This window comes from Paraburkholderia lebeckiae, assembly GCF_050436225.1.
In the GTDB taxonomy this organism is placed as follows: domain Bacteria; phylum Pseudomonadota; class Gammaproteobacteria; order Burkholderiales; family Burkholderiaceae; genus Paraburkholderia; species Paraburkholderia tuberum.
The window spans coordinates 1,056,744-1,074,142 of sequence record NZ_JBNDLU010000002.1 but is presented as its reverse complement, the minus strand read 5'-3'; the positions used below and the strand labels follow the sequence as shown (position 1 = coordinate 1,074,142).

Genomic DNA, 17,399 nt, shown 5'->3' with positions numbered 1-17,399 from the left:
GGCTCCGTGTCATTTTACTGGCGTCGCGCGGACTTTTTAAGCCCACGCGGCGCGCTCCGGTGGTTCGTGGGATGTTCGCAATTCGTCCGTGGGTGGAGCGCGCGTTGCCGGTTCGCTCACGCAACGCGCATAGCGCGTGCGCGGCCTTCGCTACGTTCGCCCGTTCAGATCTCGTCGAGCTTGCGTCCCGCCAGCGCGCGGCGAATTCCCTTGTTCATGCGGCGCGCGGCGAATTCGTCGGTGCCTTCGGCGAGCGCCTTCGTCGCGGCTTCGATCGCGCCGACGTCTTCGCCTGGCGCGACGTTGCGCAGCGCGGCGAGCAGCGCGTCGAGTTCGGCGCGTTCGCTGTCGTCGAGCAGCTCGGCGTCGGCGGCGAGCGCCGCGTCGGTCGCTTCGACGAGACGCTGCGCTTCGACCTGCGCCTCGCGCAGAGCGCGCGCCCGCATGTCGATTTCAGCGGTCGAAAAGCTGTCTTCGAGCATGCGCGCGATGTCGTCGTCGGCGAGGCCATACGAAGGCTTCACGACGACCGATGCCTCCACGCCCGACGCCAGCTCGCGCGCAAACACCGACAGCAGGCCGTCGGCGTCGACCTGATAGGTCACGCGAATGCGCGCGGCGCCGGCGGCCATCGGCGGAATGCCGCGCAGCTCGAAGCGCGCGAGCGAACGGCAATCGCTGACGAGCTCGCGCTCGCCCTGGACGACGTGAATCGCCATCGCGGTCTGGCCGTCCTTGAAGGTCGTGAAATCCTGGGCGCGCGCGACTGGAATCGTCGAGTTGCGCGGAATGATCTTTTCGGTGAGACCACCCATCGTCTCGACGCCGAGCGACAGCGGAATCACGTCGAGCAATAGCCACTCGTCGCCTTCCGCCCCGCGGTTGCCGGCCAGCAGATCGGCCTGGATCGCGGCACCGAGTGCGACGACCTGATCCGGATCGAGGTTGACGAGCGGCGGCTGGCCGAAGAACGCCTCGACCGCGCGGCGGATCACCGGCATGCGCGTCGCGCCGCCGACCAGCACGACGCCCTTGATTTCCTTCGTGGTGACCTTCGCGTCGCGCAGCGCCTTTTTCGTCGGGCCCAGCGTGCGTTGCACCAGCGCGGCCGTGATGGTCTCGAAAGTGGCTTCGTCGATCGTCAGGTCGAGCGCGGTGCCGTTGGAAAGCGTGAGCTTGAGGCTAGTTTGCGACGCGCTCGACAGCGCCTCCTTGGCCTCGCGCACACTATCGAGCAGCAGGCGCACGTCGTGCGGCGCGAGCGTCTGCGGCGCGATGCCGGCCTGTTCGAGCACATGGCGGTACAGCGTGTGGTCGAAGTCGTCGCCGCCGAGCGCGGAATCGCCGCCCGCCGCGAGCACTTCGAACACGCCCTTGGTGAGCTTCAGGATCGACAGGTCGAAGGTGCCGCCGCCGAGGTCGTAGACCGCGTACAAACCTTCGGCGCCGTTGTCGAGACCGTAGGCGATCGCCGCAGCGGTCGGTTCGTTGAGCAGACGCAGCACGTTCAGCCCCGCGAGACGCGCGGCGTCCTTGGTCGCCTGGCGCTGCGCTTCGTCGAAGTAAGCGGGCACCGTGATTACCGCGCCGACGAGCTCGTCGCCGAGCGTGTCTTCGGCGCGCTGGCGCAGCGTCGCGAGAATTTCAGCCGATACCTCGACCGGGCTCTTCACGCCGTCGACGGTGCGGATCTGCACCATGCCGGGTGCATCGACGAAGTCGTACGGCGCGTTTTCGGCGCCCTCCACCTCAGCCTTGCCGCGACCCATGAGGCGCTTGACCGACACGATCGTATTGCGCGGGTCGCTCGCGGCCTCGGCCTTCGCCCGGCGGCCGATGCGACGGCCGCCCTGCTCCAGGTAACGCACCACCGACGGCAGCAGCACGTGCCCGTCTTCGTCGGGCAGCACATCGGGCAGGCCGCTGCGCACGGCGGCGACGAGGGAGTTAGTGGTGCCAAGATCGATACCGACCGCCAGACGCCGCTGGTGAGGCGCCGGCGCCATGCCGGGTTCGGAGATTTGCAGTAAGGCCATCTGGATTTTCTCGGGGACGTCGTGCCCCGTCCTGAATGTTCGCGTTGCTGGGGGTGATGCCGCGGCTCGCGGCCGCTCTGATTTTTTGTTTGTCGCTTACTACGTCGCTGCCTACTGTTGCTGCTTGCCCGCGCCGCGCTTTTGCGCGCGTCGCACGAAACCGCGCTAGCCTTCGAGCCGCTCGATCTGGGCATCGATTTCCGACGCGACGCGCTCGATGAACATCAGCTGCCGCACCGCCTCGCCCGCCGCCTGATTCGCGCCGCTATCGAGCGATGCGCCGAGCTTGTCGAAGCGCCGACGCTCCTCGTCGCGCAACTCGATGAGCAGCGCGTCGAGCGCGTCGACGTTCTTCGCCGCGGCCGCGTCCTCGATGTTCTCGCGCCACTCCATCTGGTGCATCAGGAACGCGGGCTCCATCGCGGTGTTGTTCTCCGCGCCGACGTTGATGCCGCGCAACGACAGCAGGTAGGTCGCGCGCTTGAGCGGATCGCGCAGCGTCTGATAGGCCTCGTTCGCGCGCGTCGCCCACTGCATCGCGATACGCTTTTGCGCATCGCCGGCCGCCGCGAAGCGATCCGGATGCACCTGCGCCTGCACGGTGCGGTAAGCGTGATCGAGCGTGCTCGCGTCGAGCGCGAATTGCGCCGGCAGACCAAATAGGTCGAAATGGCTGTCGTTCAGCGAGACCATCGGATTAAAGTCCGTTGATGAAAACTGGTATGGAGACGTTGGGCCTTGTCAGGCGTGACCGGTTCAGTGGAGCGCGGATCAAAACTAAAAAGGCGGCCCGCGCCGCCTTTTATCCGCCGCACGCGGAAGGTAACGAATCTAGACGCGGAACGACTCGCCGCAGCCGCATTCGTCTTTCACGTTCGGGTTGTTGAACTTGAAGCCTTCATTCAGCCCTTCGCGCGCGAAGTCGAGCTCCGTCCCGTCGATATACGCGAGACTCTTCGGGTCGACGATGACCTTCACGCCGCCAGTCTCGAACACCTGATCTTCCGGCGCGAGTTCGTCCACGTACTCGAGCTTGTAGGCGAGGCCCGAGCAACCGGTGGTGCGCACGCCGACGCGCAACCCAATGCCTTTACCGCGGCGGATCAGATACTTCTGGACGTGCTGTGCTGCCTTTTCGGTCAACGTAATTGCCATAACGTTTCTCAGTTGCCAGAGTGCGCGGCGCGCGTGTTCGCGCCGCGCTCACCGGTTGCTTCTTTCTTACCCTGTTGCTCAGGCGGCCTTGCCGTCTTCGGCAACCGCTGCTTCGCCGTGGCGCTGCTTGTAGTCGGCGACGGCTGCCTTGATCGCGTCTTCCGCGAGGATCGAGCAATGGATCTTCACCGGCGGCAGTGCCAGTTCTTCGGCGATCTGCGTGTTCTTGATCGACATCGCCTGGTCGAGCGTCTTGCCCTTCACCCATTCGGTGACGAGCGAGCTCGATGCGATCGCCGAGCCGCAGCCGTAGGTCTTGAACTTCGCGTCTTCGATGATGCCATCCGCGCCGACGCGGATCTGCAGCTTCATCACGTCGCCGCAGGCCGGCGCGCCGACCATGCCGGTACCGACCGTGTCGTCGTCCTTCGCGAAGGAACCGACGTTGCGCGGGTTTTCGTAGTGGTCGAGGACCTTGTCGCTATAAGCCATGATTACACTCCTTGATTCGTTTCAACCTGCAATGCGATGATCGTTCGATGTCCGCTTCGTCCAGCCGGCGCGTCAGTGCGCGGCCCACTGGATGGTCGACAGATCGATCCCGTCCTTGTGCATTTCCCACAGCGGCGACAGATCGCGCAGCTTGGAAATCTTCGACTTCAGCAGGTTGATCACGTAGTCGATTTCCTGCTCGGTCGTGAACCGTCCCACCGTGAAGCGGATCGAGCTGTGCGCGAGTTCGTCGTTGCGGCCAAGCGCTCGCAGCACGTACGACGGCTCCAGCGACGCCGATGTGCACGCCGAGCCCGACGACACCGCGACGTCCTTCACCGCCATGATCAGCGATTCGCCTTCGACGAAATTGAAGCTGATGTTCAGGTTGTGCGGCACACGCTTTTCCATGTCGCCGTTCACATACACTTCCTCGATTTGCGACAGGCCTTTCAGCAGCCGGTCACGCAGCATGCGGATGCGCTCGTTTTCGGTCGCCATCTCTTCACGCGCGATACGGAACGCTTCTCCCATGCCGACGATCTGGTGCGTGGCGAGCGTGCCCGAACGCATGCCGCGCTCGTGACCGCCGCCGTGCATCTGCGCCTCGATACGGATACGCGGCTTGCGACGCACGTAAAGCGCGCCGATGCCTTTCGGGCCGTAGGTCTTGTGCGCCGAGAACGACATCAGGTCGACCTTCAGCTTCTGCAGATCGATCTGGATCTTGCCGGTGGACTGCGCCGCGTCGACGTGAAAAATGATGCCCTTCTCACGCGTGATCTCGCCAATCGCCTCGATGTCCTGGATGACGCCGATCTCGTTGTTGACCGACATCACCGACACCAGAATCGTGTCCGGGCGCAGCGCCGCCTTGAACGCGTCGAGGTCGATCAGACCGTCGTCCTTGACATCCAGATAGGTGACTTCGAAGCCTTCGCGCTCGAGCTCGCGGGTGGTGTCCAGCACCGCCTTGTGCTCGGTCTTCACCGTGATGATGTGCTTGCCCTTGCTCTTGTAGAAGTGCGCGGCACCTTTCAGAGCGAGGTTGTCCGACTCCGTCGCACCCGAGGTCCAGATGATTTCGCGTGGATCGGCGTTCACGAGCGCGGCCACCTGCTCGCGCGCTTCCTCGACTGCGCGCTCGGCGGTCCAGCCATAAGCGTGACTACGCGATGCGGGATTGCCGAACTGCTCGCGCAGATACGGGATCATCTTGTCCACCACACGCGGATCGATCGGCGTCGTGGCGCTGTAGTCCATGTAGATGGGCAGATGGAGAGAGTCGTTGTTCATCAATTGCTCCGGGGACGTCATGTGCTCTGGCTTCTGGGTTCGATATGGGGCTGCGGCGAGGGTTTTCTATTGCGTGCCGCGCTTCACGAACCGGCCATGTTGAAAACGGAATTGGGACCCTTGGGCGCCACGCGGACGGGTTCGACCGCCGGAGCGTCGTTGCGCCTGTCGCGCAGCACGGCCGGCGTGCCTTCGCGCGAACGCTGCTGATCGACCAGATCCTTCAGCGAAACCGAATCGAGGTATTCGACCATTTTCTGGTTCAGCGTCGACCACAGCTCATGCGTCATGCAGTGGCCGTCGTGCTGCTTGGTGCCTTCGCACGTGCCCTTACCGCCGCACTGGGTGGCGTCGAGCGGTTCGTCGACCGCGATGATGATGTCGGCCACCGTCACCTCTTCGGCACGGCGCGCGAGATTGTAGCCACCGCCCGGTCCGCGCACGGACTCGACGATTTCATGACGGCGCAGCTTGCCAAACAGCTGCTCGAGATACGACAGGGAGATGTGTTGGCGCTGGCTGATACCCGCAAGCGTCACCGGGCCCTGCTCCTGGCGCAGCGCCAGGTCGATCATCGCCGTGACGGCGAAACGGCCTTTCGTGGTGAGTCTCATATGATGTGGGAACCGCAATTCTCGACAAGTTTGGTCAAGTATAAATACATGAGCGATTTAGTCAAGTATGTGCGGTGAATTTTGTGTCATTCGCTTAATTGATCACCATACTTCGACGCCGCGCCCCCACCCGTGTGATGCGTCTGCATTCTTCGCCCGATGCCTACGCGAGCAACTGCGGGCGCAGCGCGGCGATCAGCCCGCGGCAGGCTGCTTCGCACTGATCGAGCACCAACTCGAAGCCTTCCGCGCCGCCGAAATACGGATCGACAACCTCTCGCGCGCCGCTCCAGCGGCCATCCGACTCAGGCACGAACTCCATCAGCAGACGGATCTTGTCGCGCTGTGCGGGCGGGCACAGTTGACGCAACGCGGCGACGTTTCGGTCGTCCATGGCAATCAGCAGATCGAAGCGCTCGAAGTCCGCGACCGTGATCTGGCGGCCGCGCAGCGCGTCGAGCGCATAGCCGCGCTGGCGCGCCGCGTGTTGCGCGCGTTCGTCGGGCGCCGCGCCGATGTGCCAATCGCCGGTGCCGGCCGAATCGATCAGGATGCAGTCCGCAAGCTTCGCCTCGTCGACCAGATGACGCATCACGCCCTCCGCCGTCGGTGAACGGCAGATATTCCCGAGGCAAACGAAACAGATCGACACAGTTTTCATCAGGGATTTTTCGACGCTCGAGGCGCCGCGCGTGAGGTCGTCAGACAGTCAGCGGACTGCGCCGCGATTATACAAATCTCGACAGATTTGCGCCGAGCGGGGCGCAGCCACGCAAGACCAGCGGCTTCGGACCGTCGCGGTCCGCCGCGCCGGCTTACGATGACTCGGCGAGCGGCGTCGCCGTGGCGGCACGCATCGGCTTGGCCGGCAATGCCGACGCCGTGTCGATCATGCCGTACGACACCGCGCGTGCGAGTTCGGCGGTCAGATGGTTGGCGTCGAGCGGCATCTGCGAAGCGCGCGAACCGGTTTGGCCGTTGACATGCAGAAAGGCGAGCACCGCGAGCGGTACAACGATGGCTATGGGCCAGTACACCGATATTGTGTTTTTCATGATGGTTTTTCAATTAGGGGCGTATGAGCTTATGACGCGCTATGCCCTAATTGAATCCTATAGGAATTCACAATCGGGAAAAACCCGGCCGCGCGAGATAGATCGTTGCTCGACACGAAACAGTCCATTGAGACCTCTTGCGGGAACGAATGGCGCATCGCTGGCACACAAAAGTAAAGCTTACAAACGCATACAAAGCCGCCGCGACGGACGGCCATAATAATGGTCTTATTCTTACCCCTACATTTCTTTGCACTGGCATTGGCCCCACAAAATGAAACGCATTGCACCTCTCACTGGCCTGGTGGCCGCTGCGCTGCTCGGCGGCTGCGCGGTCTATCCGGACGGCACGCCGATGTACGGCAACGGCTACGGCGCCTATAGCGGCTACAACGGTTATGACGATTCCGCATACGCCCCGGGCGCCGCGCTCGTGCCGCAAACCAATGTGTACCTCGGCTACGGCGATTACGGTCCGGGACGCTACTACGGCCCGGCGCCGGGCTCCGGCTATCGCGGCTATCCGGATCGCGGTCACCCGAACGACAACGACTGGCACCACGGCGATCACGGCAACGGTCGTGGCAACAACGGCGGCGGTCCTGGACAACCGCACGGCGGCCCGCCGCCGCAGGGCGCAGCGGGCGGTCCGCACGGCCCTGGTGGCGCCAATGGCGGCCCGCATCCCGGCGCGGGCGGCCCGCCGCCGGGCCAGCCGCAAGCCGGCAACGGCGGCGGACGAGGCAACGATTTGGGGAGAAATGCACCCGCGCGTCATCCGGGGCAGATTACCGAACATTGAAGACGGAGCGGCGCTGAAGTATCCCGCCGGCTTCTTCGCCCATCTCGACGGTTGCGCGAGCGCGCAGCCGTCAAACCAATCCCAATGCCGCCCGCTCAGCCAATATGGCTGCGCTGCGCGGCATACAACTCGCGAAACGTACGACCCACCGGCGCCGGCATGTCGCGCGTATCGGTCCAGCCCGCGCCGCCGAGCGGCAGTTTGGCGATCGACCGATTGCGTCCGCCCATGCGCTCCAGCACGCGCACGGCGAGTTTGGTAAAGAGCGCATAGGCATCGGGATGCAGCGCTAGCCAGCCCCACAGCGCCAACCCGGCGCGCTCCTTCCACGGACGTAGGTGTCGCTCCATCTGCTTTTCGCGCAGCTTGCGCAACAGATCGGACAGCGGGATACCGACCGGGCACACGCTATTGCATTCGCCGCATAACGTCGCCGCTTGCGGCAGATCGAGCGCCTTGTCGATGCCGACATAGCTCGGCGTCAGCACGGACCCCATCGGCCCCGGATAGACCCAGCCATACGCGTGCCCGCCGACCTTCTGATACACCGGGCAATGGTTCATGCACGCGCCGCAGCGGATGCAGCGAAGCATCTCCTGGAAGTCGCCGCCGATCAGCCCCGTGCGGCCACCGTCGACGAGCACCACGTACATCTGGTCGGGCCCATCCTGATCGCCCGCGCCACGCGGCCCCGTCAGCATCGAAAAATAGTTCGAGGTGGCCTGGCCGGTTGCCGAACGCGGCAGCAGGCGCATAGCAGTCGCGAGATCCTCGAGCGTCGGCAGCACCTTCTCGATGCCGGTGACAGCGACATGCACGCGCGGCATCACCGTGCACATGCCTTCGTTGCCCTCGTTGGTCACGACCGCGACCGAGCCCGTTTCCGCGATGATGAAATTGCCGCCCGTCACGCCCATGTCCGCGCTCAGAAAATGCGGCCGCAGCATCTCGCGCGCCTCGCGCGTCATGTCGGGAATCTCGGTGAGCCGCGGCCGGCCATGCGTTTTCGCGAACAGATCGGCGATCTCGTCCTTATCCTTGTGAACGACCGGCGCGATGATGTGACTTGGCGGCTCGTTATCGTTGATCTGCAGGATGTATTCGCCAAGGTCGGTTTCGATCGACTGCACGCCCATCTGCCCGAGCACTTCGTTCAGGCGCATTTCCTCGGTGACCATCGACTTGGTCTTGATCACCTTCTTCACGTCGTGCTTGCGCGCAATGTCGCCGACGAGCCGCGCGGCCTCTTGCGTGGTCTCCGCGAACAGCACAGTCACGCCGCGCCGGGTCGCCTCGCGCTCGAAGGTTTCGAGCCACACGTCGAGATTTTCGAGCGCGCGATCACGGCGCTCCTTGAGCGCGGCCCGCGTCGCGGGGAAATCGATCGCGGTCATCGCGCTCGCGCGCGCCGACACGAACTTCGTGGACAGCTTGGTCAGGTTCTGCTGCAGGCGCTGGTCGGCGAGTTTCTGACCGGCGCGAGCCTTGAACTGCATCGATTGGACTTGCATGGCGGTCCTGATGAGATCGGAGTGAAACGCGCGGCGCATTCGCGCCCGACGCAATGCGTGACAGACAAGATAAACGTGACGCGAACAATGGCGGTGTTCGCCGCGCGGGGATTACACGTCGCCGGCCAGCACCTGCGCGATATGCAGCACGCGCGTCGTCGAGTCGCCGTTGCGGCGCAGCCGCCCTTCGATATTCAACATGCAGCCGAGGTCGCCGAGCACCACCGCACCGGCGCCGCTCGCGGCGATGTTCGCGCACTTTTCGTCGACGATCGCGGTCGAGATATTGCCGTATTTGACCGCGAAAGTGCCGCCGAAGCCGCAACAATGCTCGCAGCCTTTCATCTCGGTGACCGAGACGCCGACCTGCGCGAGCAGTTCGCGCGGCTGTTCCTTGACGCCCAGTTCGCGCAAGCCCGAACACGAGTCGTGATAAGTCACCTGTCCCGTGAACTCGCCCGGTTGCAACTGCACCTTCGCGACGTTGACGAGGAAATCCGTGAGTTCGAACACCTTGCCGCGCAGGCGGCCGAAACGGTTCATCAGTTCGGGATCGTCGCGGAACAGGTCGCCGTAGTGCGCGCGGATCATGCCGCCGCACGAGCCCGACGGCACCACCACATAGTCAAACTGTTCGAACTCGCGCAGCGTTTTCTCGGCAAGGTCGCGCGCGAGGCGGCGGTCTCCCGAGTTATACGCAGGTTGGCCGCAACAGGTTTGCGCGGGCGGCACCACGACCTCGAAACCGGCGCCTTCGATCAGCTTGATGACCGAAAAACCGATCTCGGGACGCATCAGGTCAATCAGGCACGTGACGAACAATCCGACTCGCATGAGCCCTCCTTTCGGGGAAACGTCCCTGATTATCCGCTGTTTGGTGGTGCAATACCAACGGCCGGAAGGCATAGGAAGTACGCCGCGCTGGATTGGAAACGCGCCTCGAAGCGCGTTCGCTTTTTTCACAATACGAGATACAATCAATTTCCGCAGTTTGACGCATTCACCAATTCTCATATGAGCGATACGAACCCGGATCCCAAAACTTCGATCCAGGTGATCGAACGCATGATGCGCCTGCTCGACGCACTGGCGGCGCATAGCGACCCGGTCAGCCTGAAAGAACTGGCCCTCCGCACGGAGCTGCATCCATCCACCGCGCACCGCATCCTGAACGATATGGTGATGTGCCGGCTGGTCGACCGCTCAGACCCCGGCACCTACCGTCTCGGCATGCGCCTGCTCGAACTGGGCAATCTCGTCAAGGCGCGCCTGTCGGTGCGCGACGCGGCGCTCACGCCGATGCGCGAGCTGCACCGCGAGACCGGGCAGACCGTGAACCTGTCGGTGCGTCAGGGCGACGAAATCGTCTATATCGAACGCGCGTATTCGGAGCGCTCGGGCATGCAGGTGGTGCGGGCGATCGGCGGGCGCGCGCCGCTTCATCTGACCTCGGTCGGCAAGCTGTTCCTCGCGGCCGACGAAGCCACCCGCGTGCGTGCCTACGCAACCCGCACCGGTCTGTCGGGCCACACGCAGAACAGCATCACCGATCTCGCGAAACTCGAGCGAGAGCTGTCGCATGTGCGCCAGCAGGCCTGCGCGCGCGACAACGAGGAACTGGAGCTGGGCGTGCGCTGCATCGCCGCCGGCATCTACGACGATACCGGCAAGCTGGTCGCGGGGCTGTCGCTGTCGGCGCCGGCCGATCGTTTGCAGGATTCGTGGCTCGGGCAGTTGAGCCAGACCGCGTTGATGATTTCGGAATCGCTCGGCTACCGGCCGCAGGCGCAGCAAGACCATTCGCACGCTTCGCACAGTTCCCACAGCCAGCATTCGTAGGCGACGCAGCGGCCGTCGGGTCGCGGTTGCACCCTTTCCCGTCGTGCCTTCGTCAACGCCAATAAAAAAGCCTCGCATCCGCGAGGCTTTTTCTCTGCAGCCGGACTGACTACCACCGGCTGAGTATGTGTTGCGGCTTCAGGTGCCCGGACCGCCGGCATCGGCGCTCGTGATACGCGGCTGGTCGCCGCCGTTGTCCAGCCACGTACGCAGACGCGTCGCGTCCGCGAACCGCGAGTACTTGCCCGACGAATCGAGCAGCACCAGGATCATCGGCCGGCCGTGGATGGTCGCCTGCATCACGAGACACTCGCCCGCTTCGTTGATGAAGCCGGTCTTCTGCAGACCGATGTCCCACGTCGGGTTGCGCACCAGCGCGTTCGTGCTGTTGTACGCGAGCGTGCGCTTGCCGGTGTACACCTCATAGCTGTGATCGGTCGAGAACTTGCGGATCAACGGGTACTGATACGCCGCGTTGACCATCTTCACGAGATCGCGCGCGCTCGACACGTTCATGCTCGTCAGACCGGTCGGGTTCTCGAAGTGTGTGTCGCTCATGCCGAGCTGCCTCGCCTTCGCGTTCATCGCCGCGAGGAACGCCGGACGGCCGCCCGGGTAGTAGCGCGACAGCGCCGCCGCCGCGCGGTTTTCCGACGCCATCAGCGCGATGTGCAGCATGTCCTCGCGCGACAGCACCGAGCCCACCGACAGACGCGAACCGGTGTTCTTCTCGTAGTCGCGGTCTTCGTCGGTGACTTCGATCTGATCGGTCATCGGCTCTTTCGAATCGAGCACCACCATCGCCGTCATCAGCTTGCTGATCGATGCGATCGGTACCACCGCGCGCGAGTTCTTGTCGAACAGCGTCTCGCCGCTGTTCTGGTCGATCACATAGGCGACGCTCGAGCGCAGCATCAGCGCGTCCGGCGTCTCGTGCAGACCAAACGCCTGGCCGACGCTCGGTTGGCGCGGCTCGTACGCGACGCGTCGCATCACCGAACGGTGCCGGCCGTTCGCCGTGAATGTGACGCGCTTGCGTTTGACGCCGGCGTGCGGCGCATCTTCATCCGCGGCAGCGCCTTTCACGGCCTCGCCCTTGCCGGCTTTCGCCGCATGGCTCGACACCTTTTCGGTGGCGGCCGCCTGCGCCGGTTTCCTGGCAGTTTTAGCGTGTTTGGAAGTTTTTGCGGTTGCAGCAGACGTAGCTGCAAAAGTGCTGACAGGCGTAGCGAACGCTGCGATGGCCAGCGAGACGGCCACCGACAGAGCGGTGCTGCGCGCCGCGCCGTGGAGCACTTTTAGCGACGAAAACATGTCGGTTTTCATGGGTGTTCGATAGGGAGCGGCGAGAGGTTTCCGCAAGTGTAGTAAAGCAACGAAAAATTAGCAATTTGAAGCACTTATACACGCTCCTTAAACCGGCTTGTCAGCTCCGATCGCGAAAACGCAAATAAGTGCCGTGCCTCGATCGAAAAAAACGATCGTCGCCAGCAAGCCTCGCCATTGCCGCCGCCCGCTCCAATCGAGCAGATCCTTGCAGGATAACGGCAATTTTGAGACAACCTTGATCCGGGGAAATACTGTCAGAGCACAGGCGGAAACTACTGCACCGCGCCATGAAGGCGTTGCGAACGTGCGACAGACTTTTAAGTGTCCGACGAAAGTCGCTAACGCGCGTTCGACTGCCATCGTTCTTTAACGTTCCTTGTCAACTTGTGGTTTACATCGAATCGACGAGAATTGGTTTTTCAGGGGCGAATCGCTGCTACACGGAAAAATAATCTCCCGACGGCCTGCCGATCAGTTATTTTATGTCGCACCAGCACGGTGCAACGCGCAATCGTTCCGGGTCATATTAATGACATGCCTACTGCATAAGCTGTTGTTTTGTCAGCATTTTCTTAACATTGTGCGATGCACAAAAAACGCTTGACATTCCTTGTAGCCATCCTAAAATGGGAACCATTGCTGCGATGCACAATACATCGCGGTCCGGGCAGACGATGAATCCGCGTCTTGCCACCCACCCAACGCGGTCCGCACAGACCGGCCGCGATCCAGGAGCGTAAACCATGACTCTGCTGACCCCTGAGCAATTCGCCGCAGCCCAGAAAGCCAACTTCGAAACCCTGTTCGGCCTGACGACCAAAGCATTTGAAGGTGTCGAAAAGCTGGTCGAACTGAACCTGCAAGTTGTGAAGTCGACGCTCGCCGAAAGCCAGGAAAATGCCCAACGCGCGCTTTCCGTGAAGGACGCGCAGGAACTGCTGGCACTGCAAGCAAGCCTCGCGCAGCCGGTGGCTGAAAAGGCGCTGTCGTATGGCCGCCATGTGTACGAAATCGTTTCGGCAACGCAGGGTGAATTCACCCGCGTCGCGGAAGCGCAATTCGAAGAGCAAAACCGCAAGGTTCAGGCGCTCGTCGAAAACGTGGCCAAGAACGCACCGGCCGGTTCGGAAACCGCTGTCGCCGTGATGAAATCGGCTATCACCGCCGCCAACACCACGTACGAAACGGTCCACAAGGCAACCCGCCAGGCTGTCGAAATCGCCGAAAGCAACTTCAACGCAGCTGCAACGGCCGCTTCGAAGGCAGCTTCGCAAGCCGCTGCGCAAGCATCGCGCGCCGCTGCCAAGAAGGCCGTCTAAGCTTTACGCGTCAACACGCCAGGCTTTATGCCTGGCGGCGTCTTTCACGCCGGCCCAGCCTATGCGCTGCGCCGGCGTTATCGCAAGCAACAGCGTCGTGCCGTTGCCGCTTATACGGTTTGATGAGCCGAACGCTCCGATACGTTGCAATGACGTATCGTTTGCCCGGCCGCCAAGCCGGGATTTTTTTGCCCGCTACCGGCCGCCACGAAAACAGAAACGGCGCGCTCCGACATGGAGCGCGCCGTTTTTCTTTGCCGTACGGCTCGACCGGCTTTGCCGCGCCCGCATGTCGTCACGCAGGCGCGGTGCACCGCGTTACTTCTTCTTGACGGGCGGCAGATCGGTACAGACGCCTTCATACAACTCGGCCGCCATGCCGATCGATTCGCCGAGCGTCGGATGCGGATGGATCGTCTTGCCGATATCCGTTGCGTCCGCGCCCATCTCGATCGCGAGACAGACTTCGCTGATCAGGTCGCCCGCATTCAGACCGACGATACCGCCGCCGATCACGCGATGCGTTTGCTCATCGAACAGCAGCTTCGTGAAGCCCTCGTCGCGACCGTTGGCGATCGCGCGACCCGATGCGGCCCACGGGAACACCGCCTTGCCGAACTTGACGCCTTCGGCTTTCAGCTGGTCTTCCGTCTTGCCGGCCCATGCCACTTCCGGATCGGTATAGGCCACCGACGGAATCTGCAGCGCGTCGAAGTACGCCTTCTCGCCATGCGCGGCTTCCGCCGCCACGTGGCCTTCGTGCACGGCCTTGTGCGCGAGCATCGGCTGACCGACGAGGTCGCCGATCGCGAAGATGTGCGGCACATTCGTGCGCTGTTGCCTGTCGACTTCGATGAAGCCGCGATCCGTCACCGCGACACCGGCCTTTTCCGCGCCGATCCGCTTGCCGTTCGGCGAGCGGCCGACGGCCACCAGCACGAGGTCGTAGCGTTGCGGCTCGGCCGGCGCCTGCTCGCCCTCGAACGACACGTAGATACCGTCGTCCTTCGCTTCGGCGGCGACGGTCTTGGTCTTCAGCATCACGTTCGCGAAACGCTTGCTGTTGTACTTTTCCCAGACCTTGACCAGATCGCGGTCCGCGCCGGTCATCAGGTCTTCGAGCATTTCGACGACGTCGATCTGCGCGCCGAGCGTCGAGTACACGGTCGCCATTTCGAGACCGATGATGCCGCCGCCGATCACGAGCATGCGCTGCGGAATCTGGCGCAGTTCGAGCGCGCCGGTCGAATCGACGACCCGCGGATCTTCCGGAATGAACGGCAGCTTCACCGCTTCCGAGCCCGCTGCGATGATCGCCTGCTTGAACCTGACGACCTTCTTGCCGCCCTCGGTCTGCACTTCCATGTGGTTCGGATCGGCGAACGCACCCGTACCGACCACCACTTCGACCTTGCGCGCCTTCGCCATGCCGGCGAGACCGCCGGTCAGCTTCTTGACCACGCCGGACTTGAAATCGCGCAGCTTGTCGAGATCGATCTGCGGCTTGCCGAACGTGATGCCGTGGGCGGCAAGATCAGCCGCTTCGTCGATGACGAGCGCGGTGTGCAGCAGCGCCTTCGACGGGATGCAGCCGACGTTCAGACACACGCCGCCGAGCGTCGGATAACGCTCGACCAGCACGGTCTTCATGCCGAGGTCGGCGGAGCGGAACGCGGCCGAATAACCGCCGGGGCCCGAACCGAGCACGAGCATGTCGCACTCGATGTCGGCGCTGCCCGAATAGCTGCTGGCTTGCGCAGCCGGTGCGGCTGCCTTCGGCGCCGCAGCAGCAGGCGCCGGCGCGGGAGCCGCCTTCTCGGGCGCTTTCGGCGCCGGCGCCGGCGCGGCCGCAGCCGCGCCGCCCGCCGTTGCCTCGACGAGCGCGATGACCGTGCCCTGCGAGACCTTGTCGCCCGGCTTGATACGCACTTCCTTGACGGTGCCGGCGGTATCGCTCGGCACTTCCATCGACGCCTTGTCGGATTCGAGCGTCAGCAGCGACTGCTCTTTTTCGATGGTGTCGCCCGGCTTGATGTTGACTTCGATGACGTCGACGTCCTTGAAGTCACCGATGTCCGGCACTTTTACTTCGACGAGACTCATGGTGTCCCCTTCTCTTATTGACCGATGATGAGCAGCGCGTTCGCGCTCGCGTACAGCGCACGGGAATGCGAACGCGCGGACGGCGCGAGGCGGATCGGTCGAAACCATCCGCGCCCGCGCCGGCGAACCTCACCAGCCGGTCAAAGAATCACACGCCGGAAATCGGCAAGAATCGAACCGAGGTATGCGTTGAAGCGCGCGGCTTCCGCTCCGTCGATCACGCGATGGTCGTACGACAGCGACAGCGGCATGGTCAGGCGCGGCTCGAACTGCTTGCCGTCCCACACCGGCTTCATCGCGCTGCGCGACAGGCCGAGAATCGCGACTTCAGGCGCATTGATGATCGGCGTGAAGTGCGTGCCGCCGATACCGCCCAGCGACGAGATCGAGAAGCAGCCGCCCTGCATCTGGTCCGGCTTCAGCTTGCCCTCGCGCGCGGCCTTCGACAGGTCGGCCATTTCCTTCGCGATGTCGACGAGGCCCTTCTTGTCCGCGTCGCGAATCACCGGCACCATGAGGCCGTTCGGCGTGTCAGCGGCAAAACCGATGTGGTAGTACTGCTTGAACACCAGGTTGTCGCCGTCGAGGCTCGCGTTGAAGGTCGGGAATTTCTTCAGGGCCGCCACGCAGGCCTTGATCACGAACGCGAGCATCGTGAACTTGACGCCCGCCTTCTCGTGTTCCTTGTTCAGCTTGACGCGCAGCGCTTCGAGCTCGGTGATGTCCGCTTCGTCGTTGTTCGTGACGTGCGGGATCATGACCCAGTTGCGATGCAGGTTCGCGCCCGAGATCTTCTTGATACGCGACAACGGCTTCGGATCGATCGGACCGAACTTCGTGAAGTCGACCTTCGGCCACGGCAGCAGATTCAGCTCGCCACCGCCGGCGGCCGGCGCGGCCGCACCAGCCGGCGCCGCGCGCTGGCCCGTCATCACGCCCTTCACGAACGCGGTCACGTCGGCCTGCGTAATGCGGCCCTTCGGACCGGTGCCCTTCACCTGGCCCACGTCCACCCCAAGTTCGCGCGCGAACTTGCGCACCGACGGCGACGCATGGCTCGGATGACGCGAGCCGCCTTCTCCAGCCGGGATCAGCGGCGCCTGCGCGAGCGCGGACGGCGCGGCCGGTGCCGGAGTCGGCGTGGCCGGCGCGTCGGACGGCATTTCAGTCGGCGCCTTCGCGGCCGGTGCCGGCGCGGGTGCCGGGGCAGCGCCGCCTTCCGCTTCGATCACGACGATGACCGAGCCTTCCGACACGGTATCGCCAACCTTGACCTTCACTTCCTTGACGACACCGGCGGCCGAGCTGGGCACATCCATCGTCGCCTTGTCGGATTCGAGCGTGACGAGCGACTGTTCCTTCTCGACACGATCGCCGACCTTCACCGCGATCTCGATCACGGGGACGTCTTTGTAGTCGCCGATATCCGGCACCTTGATTTCCTGCACGCCACCGCCTGCCGCCGCGGGGGCGGGCGCCGCAGCGGGAGCTGCCGCCGGCGCAGGAGCAGGAGCCGGAGCCGGAGCAGGAGCCGGCGCGGCAGCCGCCGCAGGCGCCGCGGCAGTGGCGTTGGCGCCTTCCAGCACGATGATCAGCGTGCCTTCGGACACCGCATCGCCAACCTTGACCTTCACTTCCTTGACGACGCCGTCGGCCGAGCTCGGCACGTCCATCGTCGCCTTGTCGGATTCCAGCGTAACGAGCGATTGCTCTTTTTCGACGGTGTCACCCGCCTTCACCAGCACCTCGATCACAGGGATGTCCTTGTAATCGCCGATGTCCGGCACCTTGACTTCGATCGCTTGACTCATTGTTAGTGTCTCCTGGGCCGCGCACGCCGCCTGCCCC

General features: G+C 63.6%; 16 protein-coding genes. 3 read left to right on the top strand and 13 right to left on the bottom strand.

Annotation, left to right across the window (positions count from 1 at the left end; translation table 11 throughout):
* Window positions 1-164: 164 nt before the first annotated feature.
* From hscA to OKW45_RS19610, 8 genes are all read right to left on the bottom strand, one after another.
* Window positions 165-2,036 carry a Fe-S protein assembly chaperone HscA gene (gene hscA / locus OKW45_RS19645; protein ID WP_429470585.1) on the bottom strand — a complete coding sequence of 624 codons (1,872 nt, stop codon included), beginning with the start codon at window positions 2,034-2,036 and terminating at the stop codon, window positions 165-167.
* Window positions 2,037-2,201: 165 nt separating this feature from the next.
* Window positions 2,202-2,729, bottom strand: a complete 528-nt coding sequence (gene hscB, locus OKW45_RS19640) for a Fe-S protein assembly co-chaperone HscB (RefSeq protein WP_429470583.1) — start codon at window positions 2,727-2,729, stop codon at window positions 2,202-2,204.
* Between the two features lie 138 nt (window positions 2,730-2,867).
* Window positions 2,868-3,191 carry an iron-sulfur cluster assembly protein IscA gene (iscA, locus tag OKW45_RS19635; RefSeq protein WP_018417526.1) on the bottom strand — a complete coding sequence of 108 codons (324 nt, stop codon included), beginning with the start codon at window positions 3,189-3,191 and terminating at the stop codon, window positions 2,868-2,870.
* A 78-nt stretch (window positions 3,192-3,269) separates the two neighbouring features.
* A complete protein-coding gene (iscU, locus tag OKW45_RS19630; RefSeq protein ID WP_013089817.1) occupies window positions 3,270-3,683 on the bottom strand; it encodes a Fe-S cluster assembly scaffold IscU in 414 nt (137 codons plus the stop codon).
* A 72-nt stretch (window positions 3,684-3,755) separates the two neighbouring features.
* On the bottom strand, window positions 3,756-4,979 hold the full coding sequence (locus OKW45_RS19625; RefSeq protein WP_018417525.1) for an IscS subfamily cysteine desulfurase: 1,224 nt from the start codon (window positions 4,977-4,979) through the stop codon (window positions 3,756-3,758).
* Window positions 4,980-5,062: 83 nt separating this feature from the next.
* Window positions 5,063-5,593: a Fe-S cluster assembly transcriptional regulator IscR gene (gene iscR / locus OKW45_RS19620; RefSeq protein ID WP_018417524.1), complete on the bottom strand. Its 531-nt coding sequence runs from the start codon at window positions 5,591-5,593 to the stop codon at window positions 5,063-5,065.
* Between the two features lie 163 nt (window positions 5,594-5,756).
* The gene (locus OKW45_RS19615) at window positions 5,757-6,254 is read right to left on the bottom strand and encodes a low molecular weight protein-tyrosine-phosphatase (RefSeq protein ID WP_018417523.1); all 498 of its coding nucleotides are present in this window, start codon (window positions 6,252-6,254) and stop codon (window positions 5,757-5,759) included.
* 154 nt (window positions 6,255-6,408) lie between these two features.
* A complete protein-coding gene (locus tag OKW45_RS19610) occupies window positions 6,409-6,648 on the bottom strand; it encodes a hypothetical protein (RefSeq protein WP_018417522.1) in 240 nt (79 codons plus the stop codon).
* Between the two features lie 274 nt (window positions 6,649-6,922).
* On the opposite strand from OKW45_RS19610, the gene OKW45_RS19605 reads away from it, so the two are divergent.
* Window positions 6,923-7,450 (top strand): hypothetical protein, encoded by a 528-nt coding sequence (locus OKW45_RS19605; RefSeq protein ID WP_429470581.1) that lies wholly within the window; start codon window positions 6,923-6,925, stop codon window positions 7,448-7,450.
* 95 nt (window positions 7,451-7,545) lie between these two features.
* Here the strand turns inward: OKW45_RS19605 and OKW45_RS19600 are convergent, their stop codons facing one another.
* Together OKW45_RS19600 and OKW45_RS19595 are read right to left on the bottom strand one after the other, a co-directional pair.
* Window positions 7,546-8,961, bottom strand: a complete 1,416-nt coding sequence (locus tag OKW45_RS19600; protein ID WP_026225293.1) for a lactate utilization protein B — start codon at window positions 8,959-8,961, stop codon at window positions 7,546-7,548.
* A 111-nt stretch (window positions 8,962-9,072) separates the two neighbouring features.
* Window positions 9,073-9,795: a (Fe-S)-binding protein gene (locus OKW45_RS19595; RefSeq protein WP_018417519.1), complete on the bottom strand. Its 723-nt coding sequence runs from the start codon at window positions 9,793-9,795 to the stop codon at window positions 9,073-9,075.
* 180 nt (window positions 9,796-9,975) lie between these two features.
* Between OKW45_RS19595 and OKW45_RS19590 the strand changes: the two genes are divergently transcribed.
* Complete coding sequence (locus OKW45_RS19590) at window positions 9,976-10,800, top strand: IclR family transcriptional regulator (protein ID WP_018417518.1); 825 nt, start codon at window positions 9,976-9,978, stop codon at window positions 10,798-10,800.
* 138 nt (window positions 10,801-10,938) lie between these two features.
* Here the strand turns inward: OKW45_RS19590 and pbpG are convergent, their stop codons facing one another.
* Window positions 10,939-12,126 (bottom strand): D-alanyl-D-alanine endopeptidase, encoded by a 1,188-nt coding sequence (pbpG, locus tag OKW45_RS19585; RefSeq protein WP_018417517.1) that lies wholly within the window; start codon window positions 12,124-12,126, stop codon window positions 10,939-10,941.
* A 746-nt stretch (window positions 12,127-12,872) separates the two neighbouring features.
* Between pbpG and OKW45_RS19580 the strand changes: the two genes are divergently transcribed.
* Entirely contained in the window at window positions 12,873-13,448 is a 576-nt protein-coding gene (locus OKW45_RS19580) for a phasin family protein (protein ID WP_013089827.1), read from the top strand.
* Between the two features lie 318 nt (window positions 13,449-13,766).
* Here OKW45_RS19580 and lpdA read toward each other — a convergent pair whose 3' ends face one another.
* Both lpdA and aceF read right to left on the bottom strand, forming a co-directional pair.
* Entirely contained in the window at window positions 13,767-15,551 is a 1,785-nt protein-coding gene (lpdA, locus tag OKW45_RS19575) for a dihydrolipoyl dehydrogenase (RefSeq protein ID WP_429470579.1), read from the bottom strand.
* Between the two features lie 140 nt (window positions 15,552-15,691).
* Window positions 15,692-17,362 (bottom strand): dihydrolipoyllysine-residue acetyltransferase, encoded by a 1,671-nt coding sequence (aceF, locus tag OKW45_RS19570; protein ID WP_429470578.1) that lies wholly within the window; start codon window positions 17,360-17,362, stop codon window positions 15,692-15,694.
* Between the last annotated feature and the right edge of the window lie 37 nt (window positions 17,363-17,399).

Coding starts and splice junctions, on each gene's coding strand:
- OKW45_RS19600 (WP_026225293.1), bottom strand. CDS start 8,961: ATGCAAGTCCAATCGATGCAGTTCAAGGCTCGCGCCGGTCAGAAACTC.
- OKW45_RS19590 (WP_018417518.1), top strand. CDS start 9,976: ATGAGCGATACGAACCCGGATCCCAAAACTTCGATCCAGGTGATCGAA.
- OKW45_RS19605 (WP_429470581.1), top strand. CDS start 6,923: ATGAAACGCATTGCACCTCTCACTGGCCTGGTGGCCGCTGCGCTGCTC.
- iscU (WP_013089817.1), bottom strand. CDS start 3,683: ATGGCTTATAGCGACAAGGTCCTCGACCACTACGAAAACCCGCGCAAC.
- aceF (WP_429470578.1), bottom strand. CDS start 17,362: ATGAGTCAAGCGATCGAAGTCAAGGTGCCGGACATCGGCGATTACAAG.
- pbpG (WP_018417517.1), bottom strand. CDS start 12,126: ATGAAAACCGACATGTTTTCGTCGCTAAAAGTGCTCCACGGCGCGGCG.
- OKW45_RS19625 (WP_018417525.1), bottom strand. CDS start 4,979: ATGAACAACGACTCTCTCCATCTGCCCATCTACATGGACTACAGCGCC.
- OKW45_RS19615 (WP_018417523.1), bottom strand. CDS start 6,254: ATGAAAACTGTGTCGATCTGTTTCGTTTGCCTCGGGAATATCTGCCGT.
- hscA (WP_429470585.1), bottom strand. CDS start 2,036: ATGGCCTTACTGCAAATCTCCGAACCCGGCATGGCGCCGGCGCCTCAC.
- iscA (WP_018417526.1), bottom strand. CDS start 3,191: ATGGCAATTACGTTGACCGAAAAGGCAGCACAGCACGTCCAGAAGTAT.
- hscB (WP_429470583.1), bottom strand. CDS start 2,729: ATGGTCTCGCTGAACGACAGCCATTTCGACCTATTTGGTCTGCCGGCG.
- OKW45_RS19595 (WP_018417519.1), bottom strand. CDS start 9,795: ATGCGAGTCGGATTGTTCGTCACGTGCCTGATTGACCTGATGCGTCCC.
- OKW45_RS19610 (WP_018417522.1), bottom strand. CDS start 6,648: ATGAAAAACACAATATCGGTGTACTGGCCCATAGCCATCGTTGTACCG.
- iscR (WP_018417524.1), bottom strand. CDS start 5,593: ATGAGACTCACCACGAAAGGCCGTTTCGCCGTCACGGCGATGATCGAC.
- OKW45_RS19580 (WP_013089827.1), top strand. CDS start 12,873: ATGACTCTGCTGACCCCTGAGCAATTCGCCGCAGCCCAGAAAGCCAAC.
- lpdA (WP_429470579.1), bottom strand. CDS start 15,551: ATGAGTCTCGTCGAAGTAAAAGTGCCGGACATCGGTGACTTCAAGGAC.